The 12719-nt window shown below is 77.1% G+C and carries 13 protein-coding genes; 3 read left to right on the plus strand and 10 right to left on the minus strand.

Features of this window, described 5'->3' with window-relative positions:
* Positions 1-41 precede the first annotated feature (41 nt).
* Positions 42-1100 carry a potassium channel family protein gene (locus tag ACI798_RS01020; protein WP_456941362.1) on the plus strand — a complete coding sequence of 353 codons (1059 nt, stop codon included), beginning with the start codon at positions 42-44 and terminating at the stop codon, positions 1098-1100.
* Here the strand turns inward: ACI798_RS01020 and ACI798_RS01025 are convergent.
* The 9 genes from ACI798_RS01025 to ACI798_RS01065 all read right to left on the minus strand — a co-directional run bounded on the left by ACI798_RS01025 (position 1073) and on the right by ACI798_RS01065 (position 9209).
* Positions 1073-1687 (minus strand): hypothetical protein, encoded by a 615-nt coding sequence (locus ACI798_RS01025; protein ID WP_457046951.1) that lies wholly within the window; start codon positions 1685-1687, stop codon positions 1073-1075. The genes ACI798_RS01020 and ACI798_RS01025 overlap by 28 nt on opposite strands.
* Before the next feature lie 8 nt (positions 1688-1695).
* A complete protein-coding gene (locus ACI798_RS01030; protein WP_456941310.1) occupies positions 1696-2652 on the minus strand; it encodes a hypothetical protein in 957 nt (318 codons plus the stop codon).
* Positions 2649-3512 carry an ATP-binding cassette domain-containing protein gene (locus ACI798_RS01035; protein WP_456941309.1) on the minus strand — a complete coding sequence of 288 codons (864 nt, stop codon included), beginning with the start codon at positions 3510-3512 and terminating at the stop codon, positions 2649-2651. Before ACI798_RS01035 ends, ACI798_RS01030 begins: the two co-directional genes overlap by 4 nt.
* Positions 3509-4363 (minus strand): hypothetical protein, encoded by an 855-nt coding sequence (locus tag ACI798_RS01040; RefSeq protein WP_456941308.1) that lies wholly within the window; start codon positions 4361-4363, stop codon positions 3509-3511. Before ACI798_RS01040 ends, ACI798_RS01035 begins: the two co-directional genes overlap by 4 nt.
* Entirely contained in the window at positions 4360-4902 is a 543-nt protein-coding gene (locus ACI798_RS01045; RefSeq protein WP_456941307.1) for an RNA polymerase sigma factor, read from the minus strand. Before ACI798_RS01045 ends, ACI798_RS01040 begins: the two co-directional genes overlap by 4 nt.
* Before the next feature lie 104 nt (positions 4903-5006).
* Positions 5007-6527, minus strand: coding sequence for an adenylate/guanylate cyclase domain-containing protein (locus ACI798_RS01050; RefSeq protein ID WP_457046952.1), 1521 nt, complete (start codon positions 6525-6527; stop codon positions 5007-5009).
* 66 nt (positions 6528-6593) lie between these two features.
* Positions 6594-7481, minus strand: coding sequence for an alpha/beta fold hydrolase (locus ACI798_RS01055; RefSeq protein WP_456941305.1), 888 nt, complete (start codon positions 7479-7481; stop codon positions 6594-6596).
* 9 nt (positions 7482-7490) lie between these two features.
* Positions 7491-8942: an FAD-dependent oxidoreductase gene (locus ACI798_RS01060; RefSeq protein ID WP_457046953.1), complete on the minus strand. Its 1452-nt coding sequence runs from the start codon at positions 8940-8942 to the stop codon at positions 7491-7493.
* Positions 8943-9032: 90 nt separating this feature from the next.
* Positions 9033-9209: a hypothetical protein gene (locus ACI798_RS01065; RefSeq protein ID WP_456941303.1), complete on the minus strand. Its 177-nt coding sequence runs from the start codon at positions 9207-9209 to the stop codon at positions 9033-9035.
* 95 nt (positions 9210-9304) lie between these two features.
* Here ACI798_RS01065 and ACI798_RS01070 point away from each other — a divergent pair, with 95 nt between their 5' ends.
* Positions 9305-9682: a YybH family protein gene (locus ACI798_RS01070; protein WP_457046954.1), complete on the plus strand. Its 378-nt coding sequence runs from the start codon at positions 9305-9307 to the stop codon at positions 9680-9682.
* 62 nt (positions 9683-9744) lie between these two features.
* Here ACI798_RS01070 and ACI798_RS01075 read toward each other — a convergent pair whose 3' ends face one another.
* Complete coding sequence (locus ACI798_RS01075; RefSeq protein ID WP_457046955.1) at positions 9745-10602, minus strand: SDR family oxidoreductase; 858 nt, start codon at positions 10600-10602, stop codon at positions 9745-9747.
* 271 nt (positions 10603-10873) lie between these two features.
* Between ACI798_RS01075 and ACI798_RS01080 the strand changes: the two genes are divergently transcribed.
* Complete coding sequence (locus ACI798_RS01080) at positions 10874-12709, plus strand: BCCT family transporter (RefSeq protein WP_456941300.1); 1836 nt, start codon at positions 10874-10876, stop codon at positions 12707-12709.
* Positions 12710-12719 lie beyond the last annotated feature (10 nt).

The following is a 12719-nucleotide window of genomic DNA, read 5'->3' on the forward strand; positions in this document are numbered from 1 at the left end:
CCGGTGCGGCCACCACCCGGTCGCTATCGTCGCCGGACGTGATGGGCGGACACGGGCCGGGCGACGACCCGCACACCGGGGTGCAGATCGCGCACGTCGAGCAGTCCCCGGTCCGCCAGGTGTGGCAGCGGGTGGTGCTGGCGGCGTTCTTCCTGGCGCTCACCGTGTTCATCGTCTGGCTGGACCGCGACTCCTACCGCGACGGCGACGAGGTCGGCATCTCGCTGCTCGACGCCGTCTACTACTCCACGGTCACCCTCTCGACCACCGGCTACGGCGACATCACGCCGATCACCGAGGGCGCGCGGCTGGTGAACATCCTGTTCATCACGCCGCTGCGCGTCATGTTCCTGATCGTCCTCATCGGGACCACGCTCGAGGCGCTCACCGCGCGCTCGCGCGAGGAGTTCCGGATCCGACGCTGGAGGTCCCGCGTGCGTCAGCACGTCATCGTGTGCGGCTACGGCACGAAGGGCCGCAGCGCCGTCCGCTCGCTGCGGGCCACCGGCACGCCGCTGGAGAACATCGTCATCGTCGACGGCGACCAGCGGGCCATCGACGAGGCCAACTCGATCGGCCTGACCGGCATCGTCGGCGACGCCGGGCGCACCGACGTGCTGCGGCGGGCGCACGTCGAGCGGGCCCGCGCGGTGATCGTGGCGGCCAACCGCGACGACGCCTCGGTGCTGATCACCCTCACCGTCCGCCAGCTCAACCCGAGCGTGCCGATCACCACCTCCGTGCGCGAGGAGGAGAACGCGCAGCTGCTGCGGCAGTCCGGCGCCGACACCGTCATCACCACGTCGGCGACGTCGGGGCGGCTGCTGGGCCTGTCCACCGACAGCCCGCGGGTGGTGTCCGTCGTCGAGGACCTGCTCACCGGCGGGCAGGGGCTGGACCTCTCCCAGCGGACGGTCCGCTCCGGCGAGGTCGGCCTGGGCCCGCGCGACCTGCGCGACATCGTGCTGTCGGTGACCCGGGGCGGGCGCACGCTGCGCTTCGACGACCCGCTGATCGGCACGCTGCAGAGCGAGGACGTGCTCGTCGTCGTCCGCTCGCACGGCCCCGACGGTCAGGTGTTCGCCCGCTCCCAGGCCTGACCCGGCCACCGCGCGGCGGGGTCCCGGGTCGCCGACGCCACGGCCGTCCCGGCGACGGCCAGGACGAGCGCGGTCCGCTCGCCGGCGGAGTCCCACGGGGCGGCGTGCAGCACCGACTCCGGCAGTGCCGTCTGCGCGACCAGCCCGGCGCCGAGCAGCACCGTCGCCGTGACCGCCCCGGGGACCCCCGCCCGGCGGCCGACCGCCCCCGCGGCCAGCGCGAGCAGGCCCAGCACCGCCCACAGCCGGACCAGATCCCACCCCGGGTCGGCCCCCGCCGCGGCGGCGAGGAGGACGACGCCGGCCAGCGATCCGGCCGACACCGGCAGCGCCAGCGCCACCCGGGCCAGCAGGCGCCGGCGGACCGTCACGGGGGTGGCCGCGGTCAGCCCCGCGGTCCCGTCGTCGGCGACCCCGCCGAGGCCGCAGGCGAGCACGAGCACCGCCGTGCCCGCCACCTGGGCGTCGGCGGGTGCCGGCAGGACGGTGAGCAGGGCCGTCACCGCCAGCGCGGCGCCGCCCGACGCGGCCAGCGTGCGCCACGGGACCACGGGCCGGGTGGTGGCGAGCAGGGCCGGCCAGGGCACGCCGGTGCTCACAGCGGGGCCAGCCAGCCGAGGTCGCCGTCGTGGGTCCCGAGCTCCCCGGCGAGGCCGAGCGCGACGAGGGCCAGGCCGACCGTGAGCACCCGCCGCGTGCGGCGGTCCCGGCCACTGAGCGCCAGCGCGAGGCCGGCGAGGGTGAGCGTGACGCCGGCGACGTAGACCAGGTGCGTCCCGTAGAAGGCCAGCGAGCGGTCCAGCGCGAGGAACCCGTCGACGAACCCGCCCGGTGGCTCGCCGGCCTGGTGCGCCGCCAGCTGCGCCGCCGGCGGGTCCACGCCGAGGTCCGTCGCGACCACCGACGAGCGCGTCACGGCGAACAGGCCGAAGGGGGCGTACAGCCACGTGTAGTACATGGTGGAGAAGGCCGCCCAGCCGACGACGCCGAGCACGGCGCCGGCTGCCCGCGAGCGCACCAGCCGGGCCACGGCCACCCCGGCGGCGGACGAGCACGCGACCGCCAGCGGCCCGCCCAGCAGCTCCACCGGTGCCGGGTCGAACGTGCTGGTCCAGCGCCCGTCGCCCAGCACCGCGCCGTCTCCCGCCAGGACGGTCAGGTACTGGCCGGTGAGGACGGCCAGGGCCATGACGGCGGGCACCACCGCGGCGGGGAGCAACCCCGCCGTCCGCTCCCACCCGCGGGCCGGGGTGCTGCCGAACAGCTCCGCGGTCGGGGCGGGCCGGTCCCGGAGGGCGGCTGCATTCGCCGCGAGGAAGGCGGCGAACGCGAGCGGCGCCACGGGGTACTCCCACAGCACGTAGCCGTCGACCATGGGCCCCGGCTCCGAGAAGCCGCCGTCCGCACCGGCCCAGACGGCCAGGGCCACCGAGCCGGCCCACCCTGCCCACAGCAGCGGGCTCCGGGCGGCGTGGCCGAGCTCGGCCCGGGCCAGCGCCGCGACGGTGGAGCGACCGACGACGACGTCGCGGGTCGCGGTCGCGGCGGTCACGACGCCACCTGCTCGGCGGTCGCGGCGCCGGTGAGCAGCAGGTAGCCGTGCTCGGGACCGGCAGGGACCAGGTCGGCCCCCGCGGGCGGCGACCCCACGTTGCGGAAGCGGCCCTCCGGCGTGCGCCAGGAGACGGCGGCCCGCGGGTCCGGACCGTCGGCGTCCCACACCCGTCCGTCGGCCAGCGCCGCCAGGGCGGAGGTCTCCCCGTGGAACAGCACCCGGCCGGCGTCGAGGACGACCACGCGGGGGCACAGCGCGGCGACGTCCTCGGTGAGGTGCGTGGACAGCAGGACCGTGCAGTCGGCGGGCAGCCCGGCGAGGACCTCGCGGAAGCGCAGCCGCTGCTCCGGGTCCAGGCCCACCGTCGGCTCGTCGAGGACCAGCAGGTCCGGGCGGCCGAGCAGGGCCTGCGCCAGGCCGACGCGGCGGCGCATCCCGCCGGAGAGCGCGCGGATGCGCCGGTGCGCACGGTCCCCGAGCCCGACGACGTCCAGCACGCGGCGGACCTCCGCGTGCCGGGCGGCCCGGTCGGTCATCTCCTTGAGGACGGCCACGTAGTCGACGAAGGCGAACGCGGTGAACCCGCCGTAGGCGCCGGACTCCTGCGGCAGGTAGCCGAGCCGCCGGCGGATCGCCAGCCGTCCCGCCGGGTCGGCCGGGTCGTGGCCGAGCACCCGCACCACGCCGGTGCCGGGCGACAGCGCGGTCGCGACGATCCGCAGCAGGGTGGTCTTCCCGGCGCCGTTGGGGCCGAGCAGCCCGGTCACCCCCGGGGTGAGGTCGAGGGTGACCTCGTGCAGCGCGGTGGTGCCGCGGAAGCGCTTGCCGACGCCGGCGAGCGCGACGGGGAGGGTCATCTCCTGCTCCTGTCCTCGAAGGTGGCGCGGCGGGTGACGGCGGCGACCAGGGCGAGCGCGGCCACGCACAGCAGCGCGGCCTGGCCCGCGGGGCGGAAGGCGAGCGAGCGGTCGAGCACCTCGTCGACCGCGAGCCGCGACCGCGGCGGGCGGAGGGCTCCCCACGAGGCGGCCAGCCACAGGACGGTCAGGACGGCGGCCACCCGGCGTGGGTCGGTGCGGGCCGACAGGGCCAGGGTCAGCGCGCACAGCGCGAGGGCGGGCGCCAGCCACAGGACCGCCGGCCGCGTCCCACCCGGCAGTGCCGACGCCAGCGCCGCGGTGACCGGCAGGGTGGCCGCCGCGACCGCCGTGGTCCGCATGAGCAGCAGCCGGAACCGGGAGAACGGCGTGGTGCCCGCGACCTCCCCGGCCAGGTCGTCGACCCCGCCGTAGGCGAGCGCGACCCCGGCCAGCGGCAGCAGCGGGGCGGAGACGACGAAGACGGCCGTCCCGAGGGCACCGCTGCCCAGCTGGGCGGCCAGCAGGGCCACCACCAGCAGCCCGGTCCCCGCCGCCCACCAGGCGCGCTGCAGCGCGGGCGCTGCAGCCAGCAGCCGGACGACGTGCGTGGGCAGCACGCGGCCGAGCAGCCGCTCGCCCGCGGACGCCGGTCGGTCGTCGAGGGCCGTGGCCAGCGCGTCCCAGGTGCGCTCGTGGGCGGCCCGGTCCGCCCCGGGCGGCGCGGCGGCGAGGCCGGCCCGGCACGCCGCGCAGTCCAGCAGGTGCGCCTCGACCGAGGCCGCCGCGGCGTCGGTCAGGGCACCGGCGCGGTACCCGGCCGACGTCCCGGGGTCGACGTGCCAGCTCATGTCCGTGCCTCCTGGGTGAGTGCCGCCTGCATCTGGGCGCGGGCGCGGGCCATCCGGGTGCGCACCGTGCCCGGCGGCACGCCGAGCAGGCGGGCGGCCTCCCTGCTGGTCAGCCCGTCGAGCACGACGGCCCGCACGACGGCGCGCAGCTCCGGGGACAGGCCGCCGACCGCGGCGGCGAGGTCGCCGTGCTCCACGGCGAGCAGCACCTCGTCCTCGGCGGAGGGGGCCGGCGGCGGCACCAGCAGCCGCAGGGGCAGCGGACGCCGCGGCCGGACCGCGGCCAGCAGGCGGCGGACGCCGATGCCCCACAGCCACGCGGGGACGTCCCCGGAGCCGCGGTACCCCGCGGGCCTGCGCCAGACGGCGAGGAAGGTGTCCTGCAGGACCTCCTCGACCACGCCCCCGTCACCGCAGCGGCGGGCCAGGCGCGCCCGCAGCCACGGGGCGTGCCGGTCGTACAGCTCCCGCAGCGCTGCCCGGTCCCGTTCGGCGACGGCCTGCAGCAGGTCACCGTCCGAGCGCGGCTCCTGCCTCATGCTGCACCTGTAGCTCCGGGGTGCCCGAGCTGTTCACCGGCCCCCCATGCCGGCCCGTCCCGGAGTGTCCCGGTGGCCGCGCCGCGGCAGAAGGACTCCGGGCGTCACGACGTGCGGGGCACCCAGGTGCGGGTCGGCTCGCCGCGGCCGCGCAGCTCCACCTCCGCGTCGGGCGCCCAGTGCGCGGCCTCGCCCCCGCCGGCGGCGCGGACCGCGGCCTCGCTGGCCACCGCCCGCCCGGGCCGGTCCTTGGCCAGCTCGGTGAGCCGGGCGGCCTCGTTCACCGGGTCGCCGATGACGGTGTACTCCATCCGGCTGGCGGTGCCGACCTGCCCGGCCCACGCCGGCCCGCAGGCCACGCCGACGCCGACGTCGACCTCCCCGGCGCGCGCGACGTCGTCGCAGATCCGGCGGGCGGCGCGCAGCGCGGCGCCGGAGGCGTCGGGGTGACCGGTGGGCGCGCCGAACACGCACAGCGCGGCGTCGCCCTCGAACTTGTCCACCAGCCCGCCCTCGGCCTCGACCGCGTCGACGACGACGGCGAAGAACCGGTTGAGCAGGCCGACCATCCCCTCCGGCCCGGTGCGCCGCACCAGCGCCGTCGACCCGACGACGTCGACGAACAGCGCCGCCACCGGCCGCAGCTCCCCGCCCAGCGAGGCGCCCTCGGCCAGCGCCCGTGCGGCGACCGTCGTCCCGACGTGCCGGCCGAACAGGTCGCGCAGCCGCTCCCGCTCGGCGAGCCCGGCGGCCATCGTGTTGACGCCCTCCTGCAGCAGGCCGATCTCGCCGGCGTCGTCGACGGTGACGCTCGCGCCGTAGTCGCCGGCGCCGACCCGCTGCACCACCTGCCGCAGGTCGCGCAGCGGCTGCCCGACCGCGCGGGCGGTGAGCAGGGTGGCCAGCCCGCCGACGAGCACGGCGACGACGGCGAGGAAGACGACGGCGGCGCGGCCGGGCCCGCCGGGGTTGCTCGGGTCGGCGAACAGCAGCACCACCCCGAGCAGCGGGACCGCGCTGGTCAGGCCCCAGGTGAGCAGCAGGCGCGGGCGGACGCCGAGGGCGAGGCGGCCGGACGGCGGGTGCGCGGCCAGCGCGCGGGTGGTGAGCGCGCGGGCGGCGCGGGCGACGAGCAGGTAGACCACACCGGCGGTGACCGCGCCGCCGAGCAGCGCGACGACGCCGACCCGCAGGCCGACCAGCGGGTCGGGGAAGGCGGCCGCCGCGACGGCGCCGGTCAGGACGGCCCCGGCCAGCCACACCACGGCGGCGATCAGCGCGGCGTCCACCGGCAGCCGCAGCGCGCGGGCGGCCTCGGCCGGGGTGGGGTCGCGGCCGGCGACCAGCCACGCGGTGGTGGCCCGCTGCCGGCGCAGCCCGGCGAGGGTGGCCGCGGGCAGCGCGACGAGCAGGTAGGCCAGCGCGGCGAGCAGGGTGGGGCCGCGGCCGGCGTCGTCCCCGTCGTCGGAGACGCCGAGCAGCAGCAGGGTGACGGTGCCGACGCCGACCAGGTCGGCGACGACGACCAGCGCGACGATGAGCGGGACGGCGATCCGGCCGCTCGGGGCCCAGGCCAGCACGTCGTCGGCGCGGCGGGCGGCCGTGCGGGCGCTGTCCGGGATCACGGAGGGCTCAACGAGGACCGGCCCACCCGGACACGCAGGCACCCTCCGCCGCGGGAGGCGCGGCCGTCAGGGCGCGGCGGGCACCCGGCCGGCCGCGGTCACCTCCCGGAGGAACGGGAGGACGGCGTGCTCGAAGGCGACGGGGTCGTCGAGCATCGGCCAGTGCCCGCTGTCGTCGAGGACCACGACCCGCGCAGACGGGAAGGTCTCACGCTGCCGCTCCGCCCAGGCGACGGGCAGGTACGGATCGTGCCGTCCCCAGACCACCAGCACCGGCCGGTCGAGGTCACCCAGCCGGCGGTGCAGGTCCTCGCCGTGGGCGGCGATGTCCGTGGCGCGGTAGAGCCGGAGCACCGCGCGCTGGCAGCCGGGATCCCGGGCGCTGCGGTACATGCGCTGGACGGCCTCCTCGGGCAGTCCCCGGGGGCAGCCGCGGCCCAGGATCATCCGCATGCCCCGCAGCGACGTCGTCCGCATGAACAGCTCGCCCAGCCCCGACGTCCGCCAGATCCGGGCCAGGGAGTGCCACGGGTAGTCCCGCATGACGCCGATGTTCACGAGCGTCAGGCTGCCCACGCGGTCGGGGTGGTCGGCCGCCCAGGCCAGACCCCACGGCCCGCCGAAGTCGTGCAGGACCAGGTGCGCGCGGGTGACGCCGAGGGCGTCCAGCATCGCCGCGAGGTGCCGGGCGTAGCCGTCCACGGTGTAGACGAACCGCTCCGGTTTGTCCGCCTCGCCGTACCCCGGCATGTCGGGGGCGACGGCGCGGGCGAAGACCCCCGTGCGGGCGACCAGCCGACGCCAGTCGTCGGCCGGGCCCGGGTTGCCGTGGACGAACACCACGGCCTCCGCGGCGTCCTCGGGACCGGCGGACAGGACCCGGCTGCGGATCCCGGCGACGGCGACGGTGCCCTCGGTCACCTCTGCCAGCTGCTCGGTCGTGGGAGTGGTCACGACGGCCTCCTAGGCGTCCGCACCGGCGAGTGCTGCCTCCGCCGGCCTCCGGGGCAGGACCCCGCCCTCCCGGTCGAGGCGGGCGCGCAGGGCCGCGGCGACCACGTGCGGGCGGAAGACGGCGGTCGCCGGCTCCAGCATCCCGAGCGTCCGGGCGAAGAGATCGGCGACCCGGGGGTCCTGCGTGGACGCGGCGAGCACGCGGTCCAGGTACCGGTGCATCAGCCGGCTCGTGCGCGTCACCTCCGTGCCCGTGGTCGTCGGGAAGCGCAGGTCCTCACCGGTCGAGAACATCCACGGGTCGGCGAGGGCGCGGGCGAGCCGGCGCTGGAAGCGGGTCGCCAGACCGTCGAGGTCCCCGGCCCGCTGCCGGCGGCGCTGCTCGCAGAGGCAGGCGTCGAGGATCTCGGCCTCGACGGCGGCCATGCTCATGCCCTGGCCGTACACGGGGTCGAAGGCGCACACGGCGTCGCCCACGACGACGAACCGCTCGGGCCGGCGGGGCATCCGCTCGAAGTGCCACCGCCGGTTGGCCGTCCCCCGGTGGCTCCGGACAGGGGTGACCGGCTCGGCGCGCTCGACGGCGTCCGCGAGGACGGGGTGGCGCAGGCTGCGCAGGAAGGCGGCGAAGCCCGCGTCGTCGGTCGGCGGGTGGTCACCGGCGGCGCCCATCGCCGCGACGTGCCACTGGCGTCCCTCGATCGGGAAGACGTACCCGGTCCGCAGGACCGTCGGTGGCTTGGAGGTGAGCATCACGGCCTTCCAGTCCGCCGTGAACCCCTCCGGGATGCGGACCAGCCGGCTGGCGTAGGCGATGTCGGGGTCGACCTCGCTGCGTTCCGGTTCGGGGTAGCCGAGGGCGGTCAGCCAGGCGACCGCGCGGGAGCCCCGGCCGGAGGCGTCGACGACGAGGTCGGCGTCGAGCCGGGTGGTCTCCCCGGTGTCCAGCCGTCGGACCGTGACGCCGCTGACCGCCCGTCCGTCCTCGGACGCGCGGACGCCGGTGACCTCGCAGCCCTCGCGCACGGTCACCCCCGGGAGCTGCCGCACCCGGCGGCGCACCGTGGCCTCGATCAGCGGGCGGCTCGCGAACAGCCCCGTCCAGCCGGCCGCCCGCCGGTCGATCCACCCGAAGGGACCGAGGAGAGCGAAGTCGGCGGGCATCCGCGCCCACACGGCCCCGGCCGCCTCGAGTTCGGCGCTGAAGCCGGGGAACAGCCGGTCGAGACTGCCTCGGCCGCGGGCCAGGAGCGCGTGCAACTGCCGGTCCTGCGGCACCCCCTTGCGGTGCCCGGGCCCCTCGGGGAGCACGTCCCGCTCGACGACGGTGACCCGGTCGAGGTGCCCGGCCAGGGCACGTGCGGCCAGCAGACCGGCCATGCTGCCGCCGACGACGACCGCGTGCCCGCCACCTCCCGCGCGATCCGCAGCCGGTACGGATCGGACGGACGTCTCGGTCATCGGGTCCTCCCCGCGGGCAGACCGGTGAGGTGTGGAGCGACCCTCCACCCGGACCGCGGGAAGCGGACAGGGCCCAAGGGCTCCGGGCGGTCAGACCGGCAGGGCGGCGAGCTCCGCGGTCAGCCGGGCGTCGGCCGGCACGAGGTCGGCGGCGGTGGTGTGCCGGCCGGCCACCAGCAGCAGCGGCCAGGGGCGCTCGTCGTCGGCCGAGGCGGTGGCCGCGACCAGGCCCGCCTGCGCCACGGCGCGGCACGCGATCGGGTTCATGCCCCGGGGATCGGCACCGCCGCGGGCCGGGTGCAGCCGGGCGGCGGACCTCACCCCGGGGGACGAGATCCGGGGCCCGGGGCAGTCTGCCCTGCATGGACTCCGACGAGGTGCAGGTCCGCCAGGTGCTGGAGGCGTGGGCGCAGGCCGTGCGGCGCGCCGACGTCGACGCGGTGACGGCCGTGCACACCGGCGACGTCGTGCTGTTCGACGTCCCGCCGCCGATGGTGGTGACCGGGATCGGTGACTACCTGGAGCAGTGGCGGCTGTTCTGGGAGGCGCAGGGCGAGGGCCTGTTCGACGTCTCGCGGCTGACGGTGGTGGCCGGGGACGGCGTCGCCTTCGCGCACGGCCTGCTGCGGGTCGGCGCGGTCGGCACCGAGGGCTTCGACGTGCGGCTGACCGTGGGGCTGCGCCGGGTGGACGGGCGCTGGCTGGTCACCCACGAGCACCACTCGGTGCCCGCGGACTGACCGGACGGCCGCGGGCACGTCCGCGGCCGCCCGGGGTCGACCCGGGCGGCCGCGGGACGGGCTCAGGCGCGGGTGGCGCGGACGGCGTCGGCCTGCGGGGTCACCGGCCGGCCGAGCAGCGCGACGAGGTCGGCGTCGCCGGTGTCGAGCTCGCCGTTCGCGATCGAGGTGTCGATGGCGGCGACGAACCCGGCGGTGCCGGCGTCGAGGCCGGCGCCCTGCAGGGTCGCGACGAGCTCGTCGGCCGGGAGGTCGCGGTAACGGACCGTCGTCCCGGTGGCCTCGGTGACGGCGGCGGCGAGGTCGGCGAGGGTCACGCCGGGCCCGCCGACCTCCAGGACGACGGTGCCCTCCTCGTCGGTCAGCAGCGCGGCCGCGGCGGCGACGGCGTAGTCGTCCCGCGGGGCGATCGACACCCGGCCCGCCCCCGCGGCGCCGACGATCTCGCCGGTGGCGAGGTACCGGTCCAGCTGCGCGGTGTAGTTCTCGAGGTACCAGCTGTTGCGCAGGACGGTCGCCGGGACGTCCGCCTTGAGCAGCACCTCCTCGGTCCCGCGGTGCTCGGGAGCGAGCGGGTTGGCCGAGGTGTCGGCGTGCGCGATCGACGTGTAGACGACCCGCTGCACCCCGGCGGCCACCGCCGCGTCGATGACGGCCTCGTGCTGGGCGACCCGCTGCCCCGGCTCGCTGCCGGACACCAGCAGCAGCCGGTCGACGCCGGCCAGGGCCGCGGGCAGGGTGTCCGGCCTCGAGTAGTCGCCGTGGCGGACCTGCACGCCGCGCCCGGCCAGGTCGGCGGCGGCCTCGGGACGGCGGGCGACGACGACGACGTCGGGCGCCGGGACGCCGCGGTCGAGCAGCTCCTCGACGGCGCGGCGGCCGAGGTGGCCGGTGGCTCCGGTGACGGCGTAGGTGGTCATGCGGGCGCTCTCCTCGTGCGGGGGTGAAGTGCTTGCACGTTCAACAACCCGGCGCCCCCGCCCCGTCATCCCGGCGCGGCGCACGTCCCCCGTCCGGCGGACCCGGGAGCTGTGGGGCGACCGGCCCGTTTGCGCGACCGCCGGATCGCGTCGACCCTGGATCCGCGGGGCCTGCGCGCTGACCGTGCGCGCACACCTCCCCGCCGGGGACACCGTCCCCCACCGCACACCGAACGGAGGTTCGCCCGCGCCTGCGCGCGGACGGGTACCAGTGAGCTCCCCCGCACCGCCCGGACACCCCGACGGCGCGACGGCCGCACCGGCCCTCGTCCCGTCCCCCGCAGACCCGCACCCCGCGATCGCCGAGCCGCCTCGCCCGGCGGCCGACGCGCACGGCCGGCTGGACCGCGTCGTGTTCGCCGTCGCCGCGGTCCTGGCCCTCGCGTTCCTCGCCTGGGGGTTCGTCAGCCCGACCGGCCTGGGCTCGGCCAGCAGCAGCGCGCTGGTGTGGATCGAGTCGAACCTCGGCTGGCTGTTCGTGACGCTGGCCTCGACGTTCGTCGTCTTCGTGCTGTGGCTGGCGGCCAGCCGGTACGGCCGCATCCCGCTCGGCCGCGACGACGAGACGCCGGAGTTCCGCACCGTCTCGTGGATCGCGATGATGTTCAGCGCCGGGATGGGCATCGGGCTGATGTTCTACGGCGTCGCCGAGCCACTCGCGCACTACGTGACGCCGCCGCCGCGCACGGTGGCCGCCGAGACCCCCGAGGCCGTGCAGACCGCCATGGCCACGACGCTGTTCCACTGGACGCTGCACCCCTGGGCGATCTACGCCGTGGTGGGACTGGCCATCGCCTACGGCACGTTCCGCCGCGGCCGCCGGCAGCTGGTCAGCGCGGCGTTCGAGCCGCTGTTCGGCCGGCGCCGCACCGAGGGCTGGGCCGGCCGGGTCGTCGACGTCCTGGCCATCTTCGCCACGCTGTTCGGCTCGGCGGCCTCGCTGGGCCTGGGCGCGCTGCAGATCGGCAGCGGCGTGGAGATCCTGGGCTGGGCCGGCGACGTCGGCAACGGCGTCCTGGTCGGGATCATCGCCGTGCTGACCGCCGCGTTCGTCGCGTCCGCGGTCTCCGGGGTCGCCCGGGGCATCCAGTGGCTGTCCAACGTCAACATGGTGCTGGCCCTCGTCCTCGCCGTCTTCGTCTTCGTCGCAGGACCGACCGTGCTGATCCTCAACCTGGTCCCCGGCGCGGTCGGCAACTACGCCGCGGACCTCGCCCGGATGGCCGCGCGCACCGAGGCCAGCGGCGGTGAGGCGACGGCGACGTGGCTGCGCGGCTGGACGGTCTTCTACTGGGCCTGGTGGATCTCGTGGACGCCGTTCGTCGGCGTCTTCCTCGCCCGGATCAGCCGCGGCCGCACCATCCGCCAGTTCGTCACCGGCGTCCTGCTGGTGCCGAGCGGGGTCAGCCTCGTGTGGTTCGCCGTCTTCGGCGGGGCCGGCATCGCCGCGCAGCGGTCCGGCGCGGACGTCGCCGGGCAGGCCACCTCCGAGGGGCAGCTGTTCGGGGTGCTGGAGCAGTACCCGCTGGCCACCGCCACGACGGTGCTGGTCATGGTGCTGGTGGCGGTCTTCTTCGTCTCCGGGGCCGACGCCGCCTCGATCGTCATGGGCTCGCTGTCCGAGCGCGGCACGCTGCGGCCGCGCCGCGGGACGGTGGTCTTCTGGGGCGTGGTCATGGGCGCCGTCGCGGCGGTGATGCTGCTGGTCGGCGGCGGGGAGGCGCTCACCGGCCTGCAGAACCTGACGATCATCGCGGCGCTGCCCTTCGCGCTGGTCATGGTCGGCCTGGCCGTGTCGCTCGCGAAGGACGTGCGCACCGACCCGATGGTGCTGCGCCGCACCTACGCCGTCGAGGCGGTCGAGCAGGCCGTCGTCGAGGGCATCACCCGGCACGGCGAGGACTTCGCGCTGGTCGTGGAGGCCGGCGGGGACGGCGCGGACGGCACGCCGGAGGTCCCGTCGGTGCGGGTCACCGGGAACACGGCCGGGCCGGCGCCCGCGGGCGACGGGGTGGAACCCGCCGCCCGCGCCCGGCCGGGCGGGTAGCCGCACCGCG

The organism is Geodermatophilus sp. SYSU D01045 (genome assembly GCF_054050295.1).

What these genes read in the sequence shown, in the direction of transcription:
- ACI798_RS01020 (WP_456941362.1), top strand. Translation starts at nt 42, where the DNA reads ATGGGCGGACACGGGCCGGGCGACGACCCGCACACCGGGGTGCAGATC.
- ACI798_RS01035 (WP_456941309.1), bottom strand. Translation starts at nt 3,512, where the DNA reads ATGACCCTCCCCGTCGCGCTCGCCGGCGTCGGCAAGCGCTTCCGCGGC.
- ACI798_RS01040 (WP_456941308.1), bottom strand. Translation starts at nt 4,363, where the DNA reads ATGAGCTGGCACGTCGACCCCGGGACGTCGGCCGGGTACCGCGCCGGT.
- ACI798_RS01045 (WP_456941307.1), bottom strand. Translation starts at nt 4,902, where the DNA reads ATGAGGCAGGAGCCGCGCTCGGACGGTGACCTGCTGCAGGCCGTCGCC.
- ACI798_RS01060 (WP_457046953.1), bottom strand. Translation starts at nt 8,942, where the DNA reads ATGACCGAGACGTCCGTCCGATCCGTACCGGCTGCGGATCGCGCGGGA.
- ACI798_RS01065 (WP_456941303.1), bottom strand. Translation starts at nt 9,209, where the DNA reads ATGAACCCGATCGCGTGCCGCGCCGTGGCGCAGGCGGGCCTGGTCGCG.
- ACI798_RS01070 (WP_457046954.1), top strand. Translation starts at nt 9,305, where the DNA reads ATGGACTCCGACGAGGTGCAGGTCCGCCAGGTGCTGGAGGCGTGGGCG.
- ACI798_RS01075 (WP_457046955.1), bottom strand. Translation starts at nt 10,602, where the DNA reads ATGACCACCTACGCCGTCACCGGAGCCACCGGCCACCTCGGCCGCCGC.